This window comes from Shewanella gelidii, assembly GCF_014647855.1.
GTDB classification, from domain to species: Bacteria; Pseudomonadota; Gammaproteobacteria; order Enterobacterales; family Shewanellaceae; genus Shewanella; species Shewanella gelidii.
Genome location: NZ_BMPZ01000001.1, coordinates 226,813 through 249,023, shown reverse-complemented (window position 1 = coordinate 249,023; position 22,211 = coordinate 226,813). Strand labels below are relative to the sequence as shown.

The window sequence follows — 22,211 nt, the reverse complement described above, 5'->3', positions numbered from 1 at the left end:
TTTGAAAAAATGGACCTTGGCTTTAGCTTCACTTTCAATTGCGTTGGCGGGGTGCGTCGTTATCCCGAACCAAGCAAATGTACCTGAGGGGGTTACCCTCATTGAAGCTTCAACATCTAAAGCGAATGAAGTCAGTATTAACTACAAGAAATATCAGCTTGCGAATGGCTTAACTGTCATTTTACATCAGGACAAATCCGATCCGTTGGTGCATGTAGATGTAACCTATCATGTGGGTGCAGCGAGAGAACTCCCTGGACGTAGTGGCTTTGCGCATCTTTTTGAGCACATGATGTTTCAAGGTTCGCAGCACGTTGCCGATGAGCAGCATTTTAAAGTGGTTACAGAGGCTGGAGGGTCACTGAATGGCACCACCAATTCGGATAGAACCAATTACTTTGAAACAGTTCCCAATAATCAATTGGAAAAAATGTTGTGGCTTGAGTCTGACCGTATGGGCTTTTTATTACCTGCATTAACGGATGCAAAGTTCGAAGTACAGCGTGAGACCGTAAAAAATGAACGCGCACAACGTGTCGATAATCGACCTTATGGGCGCATGAATGAGCGATTCAATCAGGCTTTTTATCCACAAGGCCACCCTTATTCATGGCCTGTGATTGGTTGGCCAGAAGATTTGAATCGAGCCACACCAGAAGACGTCAGACTCTTTTTTCAACGCTGGTATGGCCCTAACAATGCCACATTAACGATAGGTGGGGACTTTAATGAGTCACAGGTTCTAGCATGGGTTGACAAATATTTTGCAGAGATCCCACAAGGACCTGAAGTAAAGACTCCCGCGAAGTCGCTCGTGACTCTCGATAAAACCCGTTATATCTCGATGGAAGACAAGGTTCACCTTCCTTTAATCAAAATTGCTTTTCCAACGGTATATGCTCGTCATGAAGACGAAGCACCTCTTGATATGCTCGCCAGTATTTTAGGGGGAGGAAAAACGTCCTTATTCTATAAAAACCTAGTAAAAGATGGCTTTGCGGTTCAAGCAGGTGTGAGTCATCCATGCCAAGAGTTAGCTTGCCAAATGTCAATGTATGCACTTGCTAACCCAGCAAAAGGCGGAAAGCTTACTGATGTTGAAGCTAGAATCCAACAGTCCATTGCCGAGTTTGAAAAACGAGGCGTGACAGAAGCGGATTTGCAGAAGGTTAAAGTCCAGTTTGAAGCGGATACTATTTTTAATTTGCAAAGTGTGCGTGGCAAGGTTTCAACTCTGGCGTTTAATCAAACATTTGCAGGCAAACCTGATCTCATAGCCGAAGATTTAGCGCGTTATCAAGCCGTGACTTTAAAAGATGTGTGGCGTGTATTTCACACCTATATAAAAAATAAGCCAATGGTTGTAATGAGTGTGGTGCCAGAAGGGGCATCGGCGTTAGTTGCTTCTGCAGACAACTTTCAAGCACCTTTGCCATTAGTTGCTCAATCAGCTGTTCAGGGAGTTCAAGCTTACACTCCACCCCCGCTATCGTTTGATCGCAGCCATATGCCTGTAGCCACGAAAGCCCCCGGTATCACAGTGCCTACTTTATGGAATGACCGGTTGAACAATGGTGTTGAGGTCATTGGCACTCAAAGTACGGAAACACCAACGGTTGAACTCGTCATTTACTTGAATGGCGGTCATCGTTTGGTGGATGTGAAGCAAGCTGGCTTAGCACAGTTGACCGCGGCAATGCTTAATGAGTCGACTCAGCTTCGAACGACTGAAGAATTAACACAGGCTTTAGAATTGCTTGGGAGTAGTGTGCAGTTTGGCTCAAGCCAATATCAAAGTTATATCAAGGTTTCGTCGCTTACTTCCCAGTTAGAAAGAACAATGGCAATCGTAGAAGAAAAGCTATTTCAACCTGGATTTAAGGCGGCAGACTTTCATCGTATTAAGCAACAACAGTTGCAGTCTCTCCAGCACCAGCGGTCTGATGCGAATTATCTCGCAAGTACCGCTTTCAGCGAGTTGATGTTTGGTCGAGGTTCTTCATTGGGTGTCAGTAGTGGTGGTTCATTAGTAAGTGTGGATCGGTTAACACTTGATGATGTTAAGTCTTTTTACGCCCAGCAATATCGTGCAGGAAACGCACAAATTGTCGTGGTCACTGATATGGAGCGTTCGGTGTTCATGCCCTTATTATCGGGGTTAAACCGATGGCAAGGAGAATCCGTTACCTATCAACCCATAGCTGAATTTCCAAAACTCCAAAAAAGAACCATTTATTTAGTGGACAAACCGGGGGCTGCACAATCGGTCATTAACATTGGTAAGCGAGCACTAGCTTATGATGCAACCGGCGATTTTTATAAAGCCTATTTGATGAATTACCCGCTTGGTGGCGCTTTTAATAGCCGAATTAATTTGAATTTACGTGAAGATAAGGGCTACACCTATGGCGCACGTTCAGGGTTTAGCGGTGGAGAGGAAACGGGTTACTTTAAAGCAAGTGCGAGTGTACGCACCAATGTTACAACTGAGGCCATTCAAGAATTTTTGGCAGAAATCTCTCGATATCAAAGTGCTGGTATGTCCGCTGGTGAACTACACTTTTTAAAGAGTTCTGTCAGTCAAAGCCAAGCGCTTGATTATGAGACTCCTTATCAGAAAGCTGGTTTTTTACGTATGTTGCAAAAATACCAGCTCAGTCCGCAATATACTGAGGAGCAAAGTGAAATCATCGATAACCTTGAGCTCAGTGAATTAAACAAACTTGCACAAAAGCATATGGATCTGGAGCAAATGGTGATCTTGGTTGTTGGCGACAAAAAGGTCATTGAGCCAAACCTCAAAAATTTAGGGTATGATTTGGTTCAATTAGAGTTGAATTAACTAAACTTATCCCCATATCCCAATTAGCAGCGAGATAGCAATACTGCGGCGACAATTTGGATTGTCGCCGCATTCAGTTTTTTAAATACCCGTCAGGCTTTTGGTGTTTGAATAATTCTTTTTGCTTTATCTTGATCCGATTCAAAGTGTCATCGCCGAAAACGACCGTTTTCATCTGATGAACACTGCAATTACTAGAGAAAAATACATTGGATTCTTTCAGTCAGTGGGTTGACCAACTTTCAAATGAACAGGGGCGTCAAGCTCTATTAGGCATGTTGAGAGGGGTAGAGCGTGAAGCGTTAAGAATTGATAAAGACGGGTATTTAGCGACCGATCCGCATCCGCAAGCTTTAGGTAGCGCATTGACTCACTCTCGAATAACAACTGACTACAGTGAAGCTTTGCTAGAGTTCATTACGCCTGTTGAAACCAATATTGATAAGTTGCTTGAGGGGTTGACGAAAACCCACGCTTATACCGTACAAAATTTAGATGGCCAACAATTATGGCCTGTCAGCATGCCTTGTTATGTGGGAGATACCAAAGATATTCCCATTGCCCAATATGGCAGTTCCAATGTTGGTAAAATGAAGACTTTATACCGCCAAGGGTTGACCTATCGCTATGGCGCATTAATGCAGATTATCTCTGGTGTTCATTTTAACTTCTCTGTTTCACAAACATTGTGGGATACGTTATACGAGCAAAGTGATAAAAGTCTAAGTCGATGCGATTTTGTTTCTGAACGCTATTTTGGAATGATCCGCAATTATCGTCGTTTAGTTTGGGTCTTACCTTACTTATTTGGTGCCTCTCCTGCTTTGTGTGGCTCTTTCATTAAAAATCGCCCCTCTGATTTGCCATTTGAGAAGACAGGGAAGGGGACTTTATATTTGCCCTATGCGACTTCTTTGAGAATGAGTGATCTTGGCTATACCAATAAAGAGCAAGAAAAGCTGTCGATTAGTTATAACTCGTTGAGCGAGTACTTAGCTGGTATGCATGAGGCGATCAAAATGCCGTCGGCGAAGTTTGCTGAAATCGGTGTAAAAGTGGATGGACAGTATCGTCAACTGAACGATTATGTTTTACAAATTGAAAATGAATTCTATTCGCCGATCCGTGCGAAACGGGTGAGTTTGAAAAATGAAAAACCTTCTCAATCTCTCGCACGTGCTGGCGTCGAATATATTGAAGTTAGAGCGCTCGATGTCAATCCGTTTAGTCCAATCGGAATTGAAGCGTCCCAAATTCGTTTTCTTGATCTGTTTTTACTTTATTGCTTGCTAAGTCCTTCTGCAGCCTCTGATGATACTGAAAGCCAAGAAATTGCCGCAAACTTAAAGTCAGTGGTATTAGAAGGACGTAAACCCGGTTTAATGTTGAGCAAAAATGAGCAACCTATTTCACTACAATCGTGGTTGTCAGATTTGATGGCAGAATTAAAGCCACTGGCAGTTTTGCTTGATGGAAAGCCTGAGGGTGAATATCAACTTGCGTTAATGACGTGGGAGCGTGCTGTTGACCAGCCTGAAGCAACGATTTCTGGGCAAATAATGCAACAAATTTTTGAACAAGAAACTGACCATGGATATTGGGTCATGGGGCTAGCAAAGCAGTATGAAGAGCAAATGAAGGCGTACCCATTAGCGCAAACAGATATCGATGAGTATATGGCAGAAGCAAAATCCTCAATTAGTGCTCAAAAAGAACTGGAAAAAAGCGGTGGGGACTTTGACCAATTTCTAAAAAGCTACATGGAGAGCTAAGTGTTCGTGACCCGTGTGTTGCCCGTATTAGGCATGTTGCTTTGGATGAGCGCATGCTCTCATACGCCAAATGAAAAAGTAGTTTGTGGCACGGTATCCAGTTACCTGCCACCCGCTGCGGAACAAGATTTGTTTAGAGCCATTGTGACCCACATTGATGGTCAGCCAGTGATTTCTCGCCCCAATTATCAACTGCAACCTGGACGTTATGTCTTTACGTTAGCAGAATTAATCTTGGATCATCGCCTCCAAGTACGGCCATCCGCTCGTGTTGTGAAAACATTAGAGATACAAGTGGCGCAGGATCAACGCTATCACCTTGCTGCAAAACTAAACACCGATAAAATCTATATCGGTGATGACCAGGGATTTTGGCTGCCTGTGGTGAGGCTTGAAGAAAACCACCAATGTGAGATTCAAACGTTATAAAGCGGATGTTTTTTCAAGGTAAGCGTTGCATAATTTGATCTCGAGTGTGAAACTAATTTTATATTTAATAAGAACTTGAGTCGCAGTTTAATGAAGCTTTTAAATTCTTTTGCCCTTTGTACTGTCGGCGCTGTGTTGTTGTGCGGCTGTGCGACTGCCCCCCCAGAAAATCCAGATAATATATGCGCGATTTTTCAAGAAAATCGTGATTGGTACGACGCAGCTGTCGATACCCAAGAAAAATGGGGGGTCCCCATTCATGTGCCTATAGCCATGATGTATCAAGAAAGCTCGTTCAAACACGATGCCGCCCCGCCAATGGAATATTTTCTCGGCTTCATTCCAACAGGGCGAGCGAGTGATGCATATGGCTATGCTCAAGCTAAGACGATGACCTGGGATGATTACGTACGTGAAACAGGAAATTCATGGTCGAGTCGGAGTGATTTTGATGATGCGATGGATTTTATGGGATGGTTTATTTATAAAACCCATAAAATTAATGGTGTATCTAAGTGGAATGCTAAGCAGCAATACCTCAATTATCACGAAGGTTGGGGGGGATATAAGCGAGGAAGCTATCGGGCTAAATCCTGGTTAGTGAAAGTGGCGAATAAGGTGGACCAAAGATCTAAACGCTACGCCGGTCAATTAAAAGGGTGTAAAGAGGACTTAGACTCGTCTTGGTTGTGGCGAACATTCTTTGGTTAGTTGAGGCAGTTTTTTCAGTGCAATAGAGGTGAAAAGCAGACGACCCAGTCTGCTTTTTGCATTCACGTTTTAATCAAGAATTGAAAGATGCTGGCTTTCTTGAGCGAGCTTTTTGGCACGCTTGGCGGAATACATTCTTAAGTCTGCTTCCTTAAAAGATTTTTCCCAATTAAAAAAGTATTCAGCGATACCATAGCTAAAGCTAATCGGGGGAGATTGTTCCTTCATCTTGATTTCTAGCGCTTCGAGCTGAGTTGTTAAAGTCGCTTCATCGCCTTGAAGAAGCGCAACAAATTCATCGCCACCGTAACGAGCAACTGGAAATTGTGGAGACCACATTTTTTTTAAGTGTTTGGCAAATGTTTGTAGCGCATAATCACCGGCCTGATGCCCCAGTTCGTCATTTAGGGGCTTTAGGTTATCCATATCGAGGATCACGATAAAGCTATTGCCTTCAGCTCTTGGTGGTGTTTCTGCAATCATTGAGTCAAACTTTTTACGATTATAGAGCTGGGTAAGCCCGTCCATTGTTGCTAGAGTCTCAATCTTTTTCGATTTTTGGTATAAGGCAATAGCATTTGCTGCTTCAGATGTTAGAACACTCACTAGGTTGGCATCATAGTCCCCAAAAGCATCCGCTTTACTACTGTCCAAATTCATCATGGCGTAGAGTTCACCATCAATATGGATAGGACTTGATAAGGTTGAACGAATCGGCTCATTAGACGCCTGTAGCAAGGTTTGTTGGTCTTCTTTAGAAAGAGTGCTGTCGGAGTTAATGTTTTCCATGTCATTGATCACGACTACCCGATCACATCGGCCATCGGTGAGTCGATATTCAAAAGTTTCTTCTAACGAAAAATTAATAGTTCTAAGTGCGTCAATATCCAGACCGATCACACATTCGAAATGCAAATGTTTGGTTTTCTTATCGACTAAAATAATGCTGCCCATCTCAGCATCATCGATAGAGCTGACAGCTTTCGCTAGAAGTGCATCTAAAAAGGATTGTTCTGAGTGGTAATGACTAGAGAGGTGAACTAGTTCGTAGGTTGTATCGTTGATATGCATCACTTGTTCTAAGTGTTGCCAAAGCCGATTCAGTCGCGCTTTGTGGATGTAGTAAGCGCATGTATAACCGACTAAGTAAATACAATTGAGAGTCAGTAGTTTAAGACCTGCGAGTTCATCTGCAGGAAAGACAAATATGAATAATATCGAAATGAGCAGCATCGGCATGGCAAGCAGTAATAAGTGCCACTTCAAGTCTAAGTTATCAATTTGTTTTTTCTTGAAGCTGTCTTTTTTGACGTTAATTCTTCGTTGCACCTAAGTCATCCTTCCTTAGTTGCTTTATTGTCATCATCTCAGCTAAAAAAGCTGACCCGCAAAAAGCATCATTATTAAACATTGTTCAATATAAGTGTGATCTTCTAGGATGAATCCATAGCAGATGCACTGTGGGATAGTCTCAAGGCATATAACAACAAATTATCAAATATTTCATTGAGATACGCGCATTTTTGAGCGTTTATACATTCATGAATGTCGCGAGGGTACAAAATGAGCTAATCGTTTTGTTATTTTTTTAATTAGTGAAAACTGTTTTATCTCCATGAACCCGAGGAATTGTCTGTACCTTAGGCCAATAAATTGGAGTATAATACGCGCCGATAATAACACTAACTTCTATAAATCACCCTACATATTAAAGGAATTCCAATGAGTAAACCATTTGTTGCCGTTTTAATGGGATCGGACTCTGATCTACCTACCATGCAAGCGACTCTTGATGTACTTAAGACCTTTGACATTCAATTCGAAGCAAAAGTAACTTCAGCACATCGTACTCCAGCAGCAACTCACGCATATGTAACTGATGCTGAAGCTCGCGGTTGTAAAGTATTTATTTGTGCTGCTGGATTAGCCGCCCATTTGGCTGGTGCAGTTGCAGGTATTACAACCCGCCCAGTTATTGGTGTACCAATTGATAATGGCCCACTTCAAGGCCATGATGCACTGCTTTCTACAGTTATGATGCCAGGTGGTGTTCCCGTTGCCACTGTAGCAATTGGTAGCGCTGGTGCGAAAAACGCAGGTTATCTCGCTGCGCAAATGTTGGCAGTTGGTGATGACGAGTTAGCCGCCGCAGTTAAAGCTGAACGTCAAAAAGCTGCTGAAGCAGTGCAAGCTAAAGATGCTAAGCTTCAAGCGAAACTAGCACAGTAATTCTTCCCTGATTACTTGGCGCTTAAGTGATTAGATTGGCTTAAGTGTGAAAGTGTAAGGATAAAAGGCGACCTTAATTAAAGGGCGCCTTTTTTATTGGCTAGGATTGGCACCTAGGTTGTGAGCAACACTGAGGCATTCACTTATTAAGTCATCGTACCAATAAAAGAGAACCCGCAAATTACAGCTGAACGGCGCCTCGATTTAATTACAAAAAATTTTTATTTTCATAGCCCTTTTTTCAATTCGGTTCGTTTGAATGAGTTACAAGCACCATAGAATGACACCGTCATAGGGAATGATTATGAAATATGTTTGCGGAACAAAAGCGTTAACCGGTCGATATAAAGTGATGGCGACCCTAATTACATCAGCACTTGTCATTGCAGGCTGTAGTGGACAACACTCGAGTAAAAAGGAGTCACCAGCAGCAGAGAGCATTGAAGTGAGTATTGCAAACCCAGCCGAAGTTCAAGCTGCAAAACATGCGATGGCACGACATCAAGAGCATTTCTCGAAAGCAAAAATGCGAGTCGCTGCACTGCAGCAAGGTATGGCCGTGAGTGTGGATGCCTACGCGCAACCTAGCTTCTATCATGGGCCGGAACAGCCTCAACATGCACAGTCCAATTCAGACAAATTTGCGAGTCAAGAAGAGGGTGGTTTTAAGCGTGTACTCACGCAGCCGGTTTCAACGTTTTCGGTCGATGTCGACACCGGTAGCTATGCAACGATGCGTCGCTGGATTAATCAAGGCCGCTTACCTCAAGCACAAACAATACGAATCGAAGAACTGATTAATTATTTCAATTATCAGTATCCTACGCCTGATTCTCAGACGCAGCCGTTTTCCGTAGCTACCGAATTGGCACCGTCCCCATATTCTGATGACAAGATGTTACTTCGCGTTGGCCTGCAAGGGTATGAAGTGGATAAAAAATTAATTGGTCCAAGTAACTTAGTGTTCTTGATGGATGTCTCTGGTTCGATGAACTCCCCAGATAAACTGCCACTGCTAAAGCAGTCTTTATTGATGCTCGCGAAGCAACTTTCTGCGCACGATAAGATATCAATAGTGGTTTACGCAGGTGCAAGTGGCGTCGTACTCGATGGTATTGACGGCAATAACCACCTGCAAATCGCAAATTCTTTGGCAAAAATGCAGGCTGGTGGCAGTACTCATGGGAGCGCCGGGATTCAGCTTGCTTATCAACTCGCTCAAAAACACTTTATCGAAGGTGGCGTGAATCGAGTCATTCTGGCCACTGATGGTGACTTTAATGTCGGAACGACGGATCAGGCTGAGCTTGAGGCTTTAATCCAGCGCAAACGGAAGTCAGGCATCCAATTAACCACGCTAGGTTTTGGGCAAGGTAATTATAATGATCATTTAATGGAGCAACTCGCTGACAAAGGGAATGGTCAATATGCGTATATTGATACCTTAAGTGAAGCGCGCAAAGTGTTGGTTGATGAGATCTCTTCGAGCTTACTGACAATTGCGCAGGATGTGAAAATTCAAATCGAGTTTAATCCAAATCTGGTCGCTGAGTATCGACTGATTGGATATCAGAATCGTCTCCTCAAGCGTGAAGACTTTAATAACGACAAAGTTGACGCTGGAGATATCGGTGCAGGGCATAGTGTTACAGCTTTGTATGAACTGGCCTTAAATGGCAGTACCAATCAAAGTGTAGATCCATTGAGGTATGTAGACAAACAAACAAAACCTTTACAACCCAAAGGGAAGATTAATAATCATAAGTCTGATTTTCATAAAGAAATAGCATTTGTGAAACTGCGTTATAAACCTAAATTTAATGAACAGAGTATTTTGCTAAAACACCCAGTCTACCAAAATTCGGCCAAAGCATCGTTTGATGGTGCGAGTACAGATTTTAGGTTTGCCGCATCGGTAGCAGGTTTTGGGCAACTGCTAAATCAATCTGTTCATGTGGAGCGGTTTGACTATGCGAATGCAATTGCGATTGCACAGTCTTCTATGGGAGAAGATCCCTATGGGTATCGTCATGAATTTGTAAAGCTCATTAAAAATGCAGAGCTGTTGTCTCAAGCGAATGCCAATTTAAGCGATTCAAATCACAGTGTTAACTCGGCTGTACAGCAGGCTAGAATATCTCCTGCTAGCATTAAGCTAAACCCGATCCCAAAAACATAAGGGTTAATTCACTGATACTGGGGATTAACTGGAGGCTGTATTGAGTCAAACCTTTTCAACACAAGAGCCAGATATATCTGATGAAGAGTTGATGCTCAACTACAGCCGAGGCGATATGGTTGCCTTTGAGCACTTGTATCTCAAGCATAAAGGCGGCCTCTATCGTTACTTTGTGCGGCAAATTGGTGACCAACAACTTGCTGAAGATCTATACCAAGAAACATGGAGCCGAGTCATTCGGGCGGCTGCCCAATATCAATCGACGGCAAAGTTTACAACCTGGCTTTATAAAATTGCCCATCATTTGCTGATAGATCATGTACGTGCTGTTAAACCTGTTGATTTGGTGCCAGAAATCGATGATGTCAATGACATTGATAGGGAAGATCTGAATGCGCTCGATAGGATGTATATCCAGCAGCAAAAGTCACAAGTTTTAAAGCACTGTATTGCGCTGCTCCCATGGGTGCAAAAAGAGGCGTTAATATTAAATTTTGAATTGGGATTTACGGCAAAAATGATTAGCCAGGTTGTGAACGTCACCTATGAAGCAACGAAGAGCAGACTTCGTTATGCTAATCAAAACGTGAAAGAATGTGTCGCCCAAAAGTGGCAAGATACAGACCTCGATTTCTGCACAAATGATACATCAGCATTTTCTAGTCTATCTAGCACATCTCGCAAACAGCCAACCCATGGCGCAGAAGAGGAGTGAGCATGCAAAAAAATGATACTTCTGACACCACGGAAAATCGCCGTTTGTATCAACTTAGTGCAACGGAGCAGCCATCTGCTGAGCTAGACAAAGAAATCTTGCATCTCGCTCAACGTCAGCTAGATGTGTCGGGTATTTCATCTGAATTTGAACAAGATGATCAAAATCTAGGTAAACACAAACCCAATGAGTCATTGGGGAGTGATTCTGATGGCGGTTTTGCGGCAAACACTAGCAAAACTTCGCATCAGCAAGCAGATCTACGACATCAAGCCGCTTCAATTTCTTGGGTTGCAAGGATGCGCCGTTATCGCTGGCCGATTTCGACGGCGGCTTCGGTTATTTTTATCTCTTTCGTGTTTTTAACGAATCAAGCGTTTATGCTTCGAGAAGCTCGCATTACAGAAGAGCAATTCTTAAGTTCTGACACTGAGCCCGCGCCTGTTCATGCTGAGTTGTTGAAAAAAACTATGCCTCAGCAAAAGGGCGTTGAGCAAGCAAGCAGAGAACGAAAACAGATGAACAAAGCCTCATCAGCAGCGCCTCATCCTGAAAACAATAGTGCGCTTCAAGCGCAGCGCGCAGCGCGAGTTAAAGCTGCTGCCGAAATGGATGCACAACAACATGACAAGCGTGTCAAAATGTTAGAGCGTTCACCTACCGAGCACTCGCGTTCAGAATTTACTTCGTCCCCCAAGCAAGCCATTGTGCAATCAACGGAGATGTCACCGCAGGTAATAGATGTGGTTCAACCGCGCGCGACTGCATTACCTCAGTTGAAACAGGTTCGTCGTCCAAATGAGGCTGGAGCAAGTGCGCTGGATTCAGAAACGACGACAGAAATGCTTGGCAAAAGCGATGATATAGAATTAAAAACAGCGGTCGAATCAACTAACAAAATTGCTGTAACTGGTCCCTTTACTGCAGCTGAGTTACAGCGTATTCGGCTTGGCATTGCAGCTGAGCAGTTTGGAGCGAAGCAATCCATGAAGTTAATGCTAGGTTTGATCCGTGCTAATGAGTTGCATGATGCGGATGCGCTTTATGTTTATTTGCAAAACCAATTCCCAGAATTGGAGAATCCAGAGCATGAGCAATATCAAGCATTCGTCGAGCTTGCAAACATGCTACAGCATGCGCATCAACAATAGACGACAAGCAGCCCCAGTTTTCAAAACGGAATTTGGAGATGGGGCTGAATATTTGTTTTCATTTAAGTGTGTGGGAGAATTGATGGCTCTTTTGAAGAGCCAGTTAGTTTGGCTTCAATTCAAAAAACTCAGCAGGGGAAGAGTTCGGGTCATCATTGAGGGATGCTTTGGAAAGGTGTTCAAATTTATCTTGGATTTCAGTCAAGCAATCCACAATCTCAGGGTCAAAGTGTTTTGCTCGGCCTTCTAATATTATTTCCATTGCGCGTTGATGACTGAACGGTTCTTTGTAGCAGCGTGGTGACGTCAGTGCATCGTACACATCTGCAAGGGCAACAATTCTTGCTGCAAGGGGAATTTGTTTGTTGGATAATCCTTGAGGATAGCCCGTGCCATCCCACTTTTCATGATGGCCTGAAGCAATATCTTCGCCCATTTTAAGGAGCGAACATTGGGGAGCGTATTGCCGCAAGCTATGGATGACCGAACTCCCAATTAAGGGATGTGATTGCATTTTTTGATACTCATCGGCAGAGAGCTTGCCGGGTTTTAGTAGGATTGAATCAGCAATTCCCACTTTGCCGATATCGTGCAAAATCGCAGACAGAGCAATGTCCTGAATAAACTCTCCTGTTAACTCTTCTGGTGCGCTTTCTTTTGTCGAAAATTGAATGGCGAGCATACGAGCATATTGCCTCATCCGCAATAAATGAGCACCAGTCTCATTATCTCTGTACTCAGCTAAGCGCGCTAAACCGATAACGGTTGCTTGCCTTGAAGCTTGAATTGAGATGAGAGAAACACTGAGCTTATTTAATAGGTAAGAAATTGATAACGTCAGCATGGCATTGATCACGAGAAAGTTGATGCTGACAACTGCCCATATTGTTGCATTAAAGTCGGGAAGGCTAGGCCAACTAAGAAGACCAAAGTGATAAGCAAAGCCGATAAGAGTCAAGGTGAAAATATTGATGACTTGCGCGTATAGACTGTGTTGGTAACCCAATAGCATCGCGGCAAGAGGGGGGAAAATAAATAACCAAAAAAAGCCTGCGCCCGTTGGGCCAATGGCAAGTAACATACTTGCGCCAACAAAATACCCTAAATAGCAGCCTACTAAATAGCGGGTTGAATTAGCTAATCGTTTCGCAAAAAGAACAATGAGTAAGAGCATATAAAAGACGGTGTCTAACGCCACCATAAGCCAATTATTGTCTTGAGCAAACAGATAAACACTCGTGAGGTAAACAGGGATACACAATATCGCTAGAAACGAAAAGAGTCGTTTAAAAATCAGTTTTCGCCAATGACCGATACTCACATCGGAGATTTGGTTCACACTGTCGATATTCATTAAGGTTCCTTGTGACTACTTTCCATTAAAGTGATTTGACATAACAGGTTAGCACTCGTTTTGCCTACATAGACAGTGCGACCTTAGTTGTAGGATAGCTGCAATTTGATGCCCAATTCACCGCGTTGAGTGCCCGATTCTAAAGCGCCGAAAAACGTCTTCGTCACACAATTTCATTGTCGTCACGGAGTTTTATTGGGCTAATGATAGTACAGTCCTCTTTTGTAAAAACATGTCTCGCGTCATAGGGAATCATAGCCGAATCCACGGTTTTTAGTGTGATGAACAATTCAAATTGTGACCCCACAGCGCAGAACGGCATGCTATAAAAAACTCACTCACCCGTAGAAAGTAGTCGTGTAGGTTCATTGTTATAGGTCGTGGCTGTAGCTTAATTTTATGATGATTGCGTGAGCCAATCCCAAAGGCCAAAAGAGCTTTCGGGTAAAAGATCGATACCTAAAGCGGATTTGAGTATATAAAGCACAACAAACCCTAAACAGGTACAAATCAATAAACTTAAACAAAGAGTCAGCGTGAGCATCAGTGCTGAGATGCTTTTCTCTCTTCGAGTGAAAGCGCGTTTGTTTTTGCCCAGCAAAATGACGTAGTAATAGCGCCACATGATGAAGGGAAGAGAGAAAGTGCCGCGACGATCGATGAAATGTCGATTCCAAACTCTATCACCCAAAATCATTTTGATCCCCACCAACTGCTCATCAGTGTAGCTTGCCGCTAATTCCTTTGGTAGATGGCGAAGTAAGCTCGCCAATATCGGGTCATTGCGAATTGAACTGGGTGCTTCTTGGTTCGGTTGTTCAGCAGAGCACTTTTTGCTGGTCACATTGATGTCCCTAGATTGATAGCATCGATTAACACTCAGTATAGGATATGCACGATAGTCGGCCGCTGAGTTTGTGTTTTCGTTGAACAATCAATGTTGGATGACACATTTGCTAAAACTTCTACCCAACCATTGTGCTGCGTTTGGTAATTGATTTTGTTAATGTCACAGTCGCTTACTCTGTAGCTGTTTATATAGGCTTTCCAGCATGAACTTGAATGGTGGCAATTGTCATTTCTGATTCAAAGGCTACAGAATCGCTTTATTTGTTGTTGATTTGAACAATGACTCGTTCACTAGAAAGGCTCGTTATGACTCGTTTTCGCTCATCTTTAAAAAATGCTCTGATTTTTAGTTTGTTATCGAGTGCGCTTCACTCACAGTTTGTCGTGGCTAAGTCACCTCAAAGTGCCGATATGCAAGGTTACTATCGAATGCCAGCTTTGCACGAGCAAACGCTTGTATTTACGGCAGAAGGTGATTTATGGAAAAAATCGCAAGATGAATCACATGCACAACGTTTAACATCATTGGCCGCTGAAGAAAAGAATGCGGCGATTAGTCCTAACGGGAAATGGGTTGCGTTCTCGGCGAACTACGAAGGCACCACTGAGGCTTATGTTATTGGCATTGCTGGTGGGCAAGCGAAACGAGTGAGCTTCGAAAATAGTCGAGTACGTGTACAAGGGTGGACGCCAAGTGGGCACGTATTGTATGCCACTGATAATGCTCAAGGCCCAACCAATCGTTGGGTATTGAAGTTGGTGCACCCAGAGACATTGGAAGTGGCTGACATTCCCTTAGCTGATGCCATTGAGGGGGCGGTTGATGATGCCGAAAAGAACATTTTCTTTACGCGGTTTGGGCTTCAAGCAACGGGAGACAACGCGAAGGTTTATCGTGGTGGTGCGAAAGGGGAGTTATGGCGATTTCAATTGGGGTCTCAGCAGGAGGCGACGCGCTTAGCCCCGCAACATGAAGGGTCAATGCGGCAGCCTATGGCTGGCAAATCGCGATTGTTTTTCGTCAGCGATCAAGACGGTAATCCAAATATTTGGTCAATGACGTATGCAGGAGAAGATCTCAAGCAGCATACTCACTTTGTTGATTGGCAGGTGCGTGACGCCCAACTATATAGGGACAGTATCGTTTTTCAGCTTGGAGCTGACATACAGCATTTGGATATAGAGACAAACCAGATAAAAAAGTTAACAACGACATTAGTATCTGATTTTTCTCAGCGACGTGAACAGTGGGTACAACAACCCATGAAGTACGTCGAACATGCGCAAATATCTCCAAGTGGCGAACAAGCGGTGATTACGGCGCGAGGTCATGTGGCAATTGCAGCAACCGATGGGCGGCGTCTAGTTGAGATTGGCGATGGCAAAAGCCGAATTCGCTCGGCACTCATGAGTCATGATGGTCAATGGATCTATGCGATAAGTGATGCCAGTGGTGAGCAAGAGGTGTGGCGATATCCTGCCAATGGTCAACCTGAAGCAAAACAATTGACTTATAACGGGCAGACGCTTCGCATGAGCCTAAGCTTATCTCCTGATGGTCGTTATTTAGCGCATGATGATTATGACGGCAACGTTTGGTTATTAGATTTGAAAAAGTCGCAGCAACAGAAGATTGTTACGGATGGTGAAGGCCTTGGACCATACGCGGATCTAGTTTGGTCGGCTGACAGTAACTTCTTGGCATTGACCAAACAACAACTCGGTCATAGCCGCAGTCAAATCGTGCTTTATTCTGTAAAAGAAAAAAGGACGCAAGCGATTACCAGTGACAAATATGAATCATTTTCTCCAAGCTTTAGTTCAGATGGTCAGTGGTTATATTTTTTATCAAATCGCGAATTCAATGCCACGCCATCGTCCCCTTGGGGAGATCGCAATTTGGGGCCTCAGTTTAATCGTAGAACCCAAATTTTTGCGGTTTCGTTATCTGAGCAAGCGGCATTTCCCTTTAAAAAACCAAATGAATTGACAACTACGGTGGTGGAAGGCGATGAAAAATCTCAGCCCCATTTAGCAAAAATTGATTGGAACAATTTGTCGATGCGTTTATGGCAGGTGCCGGTTGTTTCCGGTAACTATAGTCGGCTCAATGTACTTGAAGATAAGCTCTTTTTTATTGAGCATCCTGCAGCGGGAACACCACGTCTAAAAATTCTAAAGGTCGATGCACTCAAGCCTAAACTCGATACTTTTGCGGAAGATGTTGCTGATTATCAATTGTCTGCTGATCAAAGCAAAATGCTTGTGCGTAAGCATAGTCAGAAGGGGCGTGAACTTTTAATTATTGACGCTGGTGAAAAAATCGCAACGGATCTCAGTCTAGCGAAGGTGCGAACCGAGCAATGGCAACTCAAAGTAACCCCCCAAATTGAATGGTCGCAAATGTTTGATGATGCCTGGTTAATGCACCGGGACTCTTTTTACGACAAAAAGATGCGTGGCACCAATTGGGTTGAGTTACGTCAAAAGTATTTACCATTGGTTGCACGCTTAACTGATCGTCATGAGCTGAATGACATATTTAAGCAGATGATGGGAGAACTTAATGCGTTGCATTCACAAGTGCGTGGTGGTGATTCGCCAGTTGATGGAAACACTGCCAAAGCGGCAAGTTTAGGTGCATTGTTAAAGCAAACTGATAAAGGCGTTAAAATCAGCAGTATTTACCAAGATGATCCTGAGCTACCGCAGATGGCTTCCCCACTTGCGACACCCGGTGTAGATGCCAAAAATGGTGATCGACTTGTTGCGATTAATCATAAGCCTGTGAGCACGGTGGCTGATGTCACTCGCTTATTGCGTAACCAAGCAGGAAAACAGGTCTTACTCACGCTAAAACGTGGTCGAGACTTACATCAAACGGTCGCTGAGCCGGTTACTGTAAAAGCGGCGAACAAGATGCGCTATCGTCATTGGGTCACCCTAAATAGTCAGCAGGTTGCTAATCTAAGCAATCAAAAAATGGGCTATTTGCACCTTTATGCCATGGGCGCGAAAGACATTGCTAATTTTGCCCGTGAGTTTTATGCCAATATAAATAAACAGGGATTGATTATTGATGTGCGACGCAATCGTGGTGGCAATATTGATAGTTGGATTATTGAGAAACTACTCCGCAAAACCTGGGCGTTTTGGCAGCCGACCCATGGTACTGCCAGTGGCAATATGCAGCAAACTTATCGGGGCCACCTAGTTGTACTTACTGATCAACTGACCTATTCAGATGGAGAGACATTTGCTGCAGGCATTAAGTCGCTTGGTATTGCGCCGTTGATCGGCAAACAAACTGCGGGAGCTGGTGTTTGGTTATCTGGTCGTAATCGATTAACTGATAAGGGAATGGCTCGGGTTGCTGAATATCCACAATATGCAATGGATGGGAGTTGGATTATAGAAGGCCGAGGTGTCAGTCCAAATATCGAAGTCGATAATTTGCCCTATGCCAGCTTTCAAGGCAAAGACGCACAACTTGAAGCTGCATTTGATTATTTAGCCAATCAAATTAAATCGTCACCAGTTACTCCTTTAAAGGCTTTGCCAATCCCAAGTGATGGCGCGGCAAAAGATGTACGTCCTTTAGGTTTGTAATGAACGGATTATTGAGTTTATAAGTTTTAGGGTGTTATCAAGCGTTTTGGTTCCCAGCTTGATAGCACCCTTTTTTATGTCAGGCGAATGCGGCATCTAGGGTTAGGTCATTGCTTATCCATGTGTTTCATCAAACAGTCCCTTGATTCATATTTGTTGAGAATAATCACAAGCATTGTGTTGTGACTCACAAAATACAATTGTGATTTGGAATGGTTAAGCTTGTATATATTCCGATAGTGATCCGGCCAGCAATTGTATGCATAGTTTCACTAGCATTCATATTGTGAACCCTCTATGCTGTGATTGTAGCTTTGTGGAACAACAGCGCGAAATGTAAGTCTTAGGGACCGTCATTCGTAATTCGAAAGAATCGTGACATAGTAAGCCGCTCAGTGTGAATTGCACTTGTGTGTTTTTATGTTGTTACGCTGCTGTCATCAAGGTCTATTTGTAGAATCACAGAAAAGGAAAACCTATGAAAATAAATCTTTCGGGTCACCACGTTGATGTTACAGATTCAGTTAAAGAACATGTCGCTGAAAAGTTTTCCAAAATAGAAAAACACTTTCCATCACTTATATCTCTAGACGCTATCATTGCTAAAGATCATAAACAGTATGAAGTGGAATTAACCACGAATTATGAGGGCGTCCGAGTATCAGCCCGTGGCTGCGATGATGTGATGTATCCAGCAATTGCGCAAGCGGCCAAAAAACTCGATGCGGCACTAAAGCATCGTAAGGGACAACTCAAAGCTGACCTTCATCAAAAACCGGTAAGCACTGCACCAGAAATTGCTGCAGAGATTGTTCAGGAAATGGATTTAACTTAAATGAAAATGAGCAGGGGAAACCCTGCTCAAATATTTACCAGTAATAGACCCCCGCCAAATACCCACATAAACGAGAAAATGAATTAGCAATTGAACATCAATGAAGTGATACGCTGCGCTTTAAGTTGTGTGAGAAATCATCAATGAGAATTAAATTTAGTGGTTCGAAATGTGACGATTTCACTATGAGCTGCTACTGTTGAGTAAGTGTTTGATTGTTAATAACGAGCTGTCTGAATGAATATCAATCATAAACTGCATATCATCACCATTGTTCCAGTCATTATTGCGCTAACTGCTGTTCTTTATGTCACGCAGATGCAATATCAAGCGCTGTCAGAACAAGCATTAGATGTATTCCGAGAAAGTGTGGTAAAGCATCGCAAAGAAGAACTGACCAATTATGTTTCGATTGCGAATGGTGCGATCAAACACGTGATTGAGGATGAACAACTACCAACCCACATTGCAAAAGAGCGAGTTAAAAAAATGCTCTATGAAATGCGCTTTGGCGAAGATGGTTACTTCTTTTCTTACCATTATGACGGTACAGCCTTGGTATTGCCGGGACAAGAATGGCGTGTGGGAGAAAACTGGATAGAGTTAAAAGATAAGCATGGCGTGATGGTGATCCGCGATCTAATTCAGGCCGCACAGTCCGGTGGTGGGTACCTCAATTATATTTTTAACCAGCCATCAAAGGGCGAAGTCGCTAAAAAACTAGCCTATGCAGAGCAAGTTGGACCTTGGCAATGGATGTTTGGTACAGGCGTATATATTGACGATATTGATGAACAGACCGCTAAATTAAATGAATCGTTTGCAGACCATATTAGCCGGACGTCAATGACGACGTTATTTATCGGTATCTTATCGGTTACAGGGGTATTTGTGGCAGGCCTTTACATTCGTGTTGGTGAGCGTAAGCTCGCGAATTCACAACTCAGGGAACTGAATCAAAGAATTTTTCGTACACAGGAAGAGGAGTGCAAACGGGTTTCTAGAGAGTTACATGATGGTATAAGCCAAACTGTAGCCGCCACGAGGTTTGCTTTAGAAACGGCACAGCTGAAGTTGGAAGTCGGTCATGATGCGTCGAGTGAATTAGATAAAGCGATAAATCTAACGCAGCAAACGGTTCGAGATATTCGTAGCATTTCACATGAGTTACATCCTGGGATATTAGAAGATTACGGTTTAGGTGCTGCGCTCAATGAACTTGGCAATGAGTTCTCTCAAAGAACAGGGATTGAGGTCAAGTTAGACCGGTTATCCGTTCGAAAGATCCTTTCTGCTGAAATTAGTAGTGCCTTGTATAGAATTGCACAAGAGTCATTAACAAATATTGAACGGCATTCGGGAGCGAAGAAGGTCAATATTTCTCTTAGTTTATCTAGCGGCAGTTTAACCTTAGAAATACACGATGATGGTCATGGTTTTGATTATGAAAGCTATGAGCACTCAGCCAAGCCAAGTGAAGGAATTGGTTTAAGAAATATGAAAGAGCGTTTGCATTTTTATAATGGCCAAATTTCAATTAACTCTAGTCGCACACATGGTACGAGTATTATTGCGCGTATTCCAAAAAACCAGTTGAAATACTATGGTGACGAGTAGTAAACATCTCCCTAACTTGTGTTTTATTGTACGAAGTCATGATTGAATTAAAGTTGATATTTGATATCCATTCTCATTTGCGCTTGGTGTTTTATGCAAGGCGTTCGCTGATGGCAATTCCAATTTGTTTCTGAATTATGAACTTTTTTTAAGGGTTTTTACTTATATAATTTTGCGAGTTTGTACTTAAAGAGATGCTAAATTGCCATATTACGGTGCAGCTTTAGCGTCTGTGGAGGCTTAGAATCGGTTTATTCGGGGCTGAAATAATACCTGTTTTTAGGTTCTTTTTTGTTTTAGCTCTCCCATTTTTAATCGCTTTTGCGAATGATTGCGCTGGTCGAGATGAATGCCGATTTATTAGAATGTGATCTGTGTCAGCTCAAGTTGCTGAATCTTTGATTAAGTCATCAAAATTGAACCCTGCCCCAAGTAATCTCAAAGTTGATTAGCTGTTAAGATATGCGCCTTGTCAGATCTAGATTGATTCTTGATAGAAAAGCTGAAGGCATGAGTAATGAATATTAATCATAAGCTGCATATCGTAACGATACTTCCTCTAGTTTTAGCACTCACAGCAGTGCTGATTGTCACGCAGATGCAATACAGAGAATTATCTAATCATGTCGTTGAGGTGTACCGGCAGAGCATTATCGATAATCGAAAAGACGAATTAAAAAACTACTTATCAATCGCCAACGGTGCATTAAAACATTTACATCAGGATCAATCTGTCAGTCAACCCCAAGCGCAAGCCCTAGTGAAGTCGATGTTAGCTGAAATGCGTTTTGGCGATAATGGTTATTTCTTTGCCTATGATTTTGATGGCAATAGCCTTGTATTGCCTGCACAGGAATGGCGTGTTGGAAAGAATTGGTATGACGCTGATGATGGCAATGGCGTGCAGTTTATCCAAGCTTTAATCTCTCGAGCTGAAAACGGGGGGGGATATTTAAATTATCTTTTTAATCAACCTTCGAAAGGAGGTGAAGTGAGCAAGAAACTTGCTTATGCAGAAAAGCTTGGCAATTGGGATTGGATGTTCGGTACCGGAATTTACATTGATGATATTGATGAACAAACCCAACTTCTAAATAAATCAATTTCCCGCCATATTGGTTACACCTCGTTCATGGTATTGTTGATAGGTATTTTATCGATCATCGCCGTATTTATTGCGGGCCTGTTCATCAGAATAAGTGAGAAGCGCTTAGCGAACATAAAGTTAAGGGCGCTCAATGAGAGAATCTTCCAAACCCAAGAGGAAGAGTGCAAGCGAGTTTCTCGCGAACTTCATGATGGTGTGAGTCAAACCGTTGCAGCAGCTCGTTTCTCTTTAGAAACTGCGCAGCTCAAGCTAGAAATCGGTGGTGACTCTACTGAAGATATGAATAAAGCGATTACCCTGATCCGTCAGATAATGCTAGATATACGAAGTATTTCACATCAGTTGCATCCAGGGATTCTTGAAGACTATGGGCTAGGGGCTGCCCTGAAAGAGCTGGGACGTGAGTTTTCTCTACGTACGGGAATTGAGGTCAAAGTGCAGCGGTTGTCAGTGCGAAAAATCGTATCTACCGAGCTTAGTGGTGCCTTATACCGTATCGCGCAAGAGTCGCTGACAAATATTGAGCGTCATTCTGGCGCAACCGAAGTACGCATCTCTTTATGTCTGTCACCAGGCTGGTTAACATTAGAGATTGCTGATAACGGTCGAGGTTTTGATTATTTAAGCGTGGATTCATGCAGTAAACCCCTAGAAGGGATTGGTTTACGGAATATGAAAGAGCGTTTAAGTTTCTACAATGGTATTTTGAAAGTTGAGTCTGCATCCGGTAAAGGAACCAGCTTAATTGCGCGGATCCCCCAAAGCGAACTACGCTACAATGCAGATACATCTTATGAAGGAGGATAATAAT

General features: G+C 43.0%; 14 protein-coding genes and 1 pseudogene. 12 read left to right on the top strand and 3 right to left on the bottom strand.

Annotation, left to right across the window (positions count from 1 at the left end; genetic code table 11):
- Position 1 precedes the first annotated feature (1 nt).
- The 4 genes from IEY18_RS01090 to IEY18_RS01075 all read left to right on the top strand — a co-directional run bounded on the left by IEY18_RS01090 (position 2) and on the right by IEY18_RS01075 (position 5,754).
- A complete protein-coding gene (locus IEY18_RS01090; RefSeq protein ID WP_188916976.1) occupies positions 2 to 2,842 on the top strand; it encodes a M16 family metallopeptidase in 2,841 nt (946 codons plus the stop codon).
- A 185-nt stretch (positions 2,843 to 3,027) separates the two neighbouring features.
- Positions 3,028 to 4,614: a glutamate--cysteine ligase gene (gene gshA / locus IEY18_RS01085; protein ID WP_229779714.1), complete on the top strand. Its 1,587-nt coding sequence runs from the start codon at positions 3,028 to 3,030 to the stop codon at positions 4,612 to 4,614.
- Positions 4,615 to 5,043: a hypothetical protein gene (locus IEY18_RS01080; RefSeq protein WP_229779689.1), complete on the top strand. Its 429-nt coding sequence runs from the start codon at positions 4,615 to 4,617 to the stop codon at positions 5,041 to 5,043. It begins immediately after the preceding gene.
- A 90-nt stretch (positions 5,044 to 5,133) separates the two neighbouring features.
- Complete coding sequence (locus IEY18_RS01075) at positions 5,134 to 5,754, top strand: transglycosylase SLT domain-containing protein (protein ID WP_188916972.1); 621 nt, start codon at positions 5,134 to 5,136, stop codon at positions 5,752 to 5,754.
- A gap of 69 nt (positions 5,755 to 5,823) precedes the next feature.
- Here IEY18_RS01075 and IEY18_RS01070 read toward each other — a convergent pair whose 3' ends face one another.
- Positions 5,824 to 7,083 carry a sensor domain-containing diguanylate cyclase gene (locus IEY18_RS01070; RefSeq protein ID WP_229779688.1) on the bottom strand — a complete coding sequence of 420 codons (1,260 nt, stop codon included), beginning with the start codon at positions 7,081 to 7,083 and terminating at the stop codon, positions 5,824 to 5,826.
- Between the two features lie 393 nt (positions 7,084 to 7,476).
- Between IEY18_RS01070 and purE the strand changes: the two genes are divergently transcribed.
- From purE to IEY18_RS01050, 4 genes and pseudogenes are all read left to right on the top strand, one after another.
- Positions 7,477 to 7,983, top strand: a complete 507-nt coding sequence (gene purE, locus IEY18_RS01065; protein ID WP_188916970.1) for a 5-(carboxyamino)imidazole ribonucleotide mutase — start codon at positions 7,477 to 7,479, stop codon at positions 7,981 to 7,983.
- A gap of 304 nt (positions 7,984 to 8,287) precedes the next feature.
- Positions 8,288 to 10,162 carry a vWA domain-containing protein gene (locus IEY18_RS01060; protein ID WP_229779687.1) on the top strand — a complete coding sequence of 625 codons (1,875 nt, stop codon included), beginning with the start codon at positions 8,288 to 8,290 and terminating at the stop codon, positions 10,160 to 10,162.
- 91 nt (positions 10,163 to 10,253) lie between these two features.
- Positions 10,254 to 10,772 (top strand): annotated as a pseudogene (locus IEY18_RS01055) (sigma-70 family RNA polymerase sigma factor); the annotation flags it as partial.
- A 107-nt stretch (positions 10,773 to 10,879) separates the two neighbouring features.
- Entirely contained in the window at positions 10,880 to 12,028 is a 1,149-nt protein-coding gene (locus IEY18_RS01050; protein ID WP_188916966.1) for a hypothetical protein, read from the top strand.
- A gap of 103 nt (positions 12,029 to 12,131) precedes the next feature.
- Here the strand turns inward: IEY18_RS01050 and IEY18_RS01045 are convergent, their stop codons facing one another.
- Together IEY18_RS01045 and IEY18_RS01040 are read right to left on the bottom strand one after the other, a co-directional pair.
- On the bottom strand, positions 12,132 to 13,382 hold the full coding sequence (locus IEY18_RS01045) for an HD-GYP domain-containing protein (RefSeq protein ID WP_188916964.1): 1,251 nt from the start codon (positions 13,380 to 13,382) through the stop codon (positions 12,132 to 12,134).
- A 397-nt stretch (positions 13,383 to 13,779) separates the two neighbouring features.
- A complete protein-coding gene (locus IEY18_RS01040) occupies positions 13,780 to 14,226 on the bottom strand; it encodes a hypothetical protein (protein ID WP_188916963.1) in 447 nt (148 codons plus the stop codon).
- A 311-nt stretch (positions 14,227 to 14,537) separates the two neighbouring features.
- Here IEY18_RS01040 and IEY18_RS01035 point away from each other — a divergent pair, with 311 nt between their 5' ends.
- The 4 genes from IEY18_RS01035 (at position 14,538) to IEY18_RS01020 (ending at position 22,207) form a co-directional block, all read left to right on the top strand.
- Positions 14,538 to 17,840 (top strand): S41 family peptidase, encoded by a 3,303-nt coding sequence (locus tag IEY18_RS01035; protein ID WP_229779686.1) that lies wholly within the window; start codon positions 14,538 to 14,540, stop codon positions 17,838 to 17,840.
- Positions 17,841 to 18,318: 478 nt separating this feature from the next.
- Positions 18,319 to 18,675: a ribosome hibernation-promoting factor, HPF/YfiA family gene (gene hpf, locus IEY18_RS01030; protein WP_188916961.1), complete on the top strand. Its 357-nt coding sequence runs from the start codon at positions 18,319 to 18,321 to the stop codon at positions 18,673 to 18,675.
- Between the two features lie 237 nt (positions 18,676 to 18,912).
- Positions 18,913 to 20,292 (top strand): cache domain-containing protein, encoded by a 1,380-nt coding sequence (locus IEY18_RS01025; protein ID WP_188916959.1) that lies wholly within the window; start codon positions 18,913 to 18,915, stop codon positions 20,290 to 20,292.
- A gap of 517 nt (positions 20,293 to 20,809) precedes the next feature.
- Positions 20,810 to 22,207: a cache domain-containing protein gene (locus IEY18_RS01020; RefSeq protein WP_188916957.1), complete on the top strand. Its 1,398-nt coding sequence runs from the start codon at positions 20,810 to 20,812 to the stop codon at positions 22,205 to 22,207.
- Positions 22,208 to 22,211: the final 4 nt, after the last annotated feature.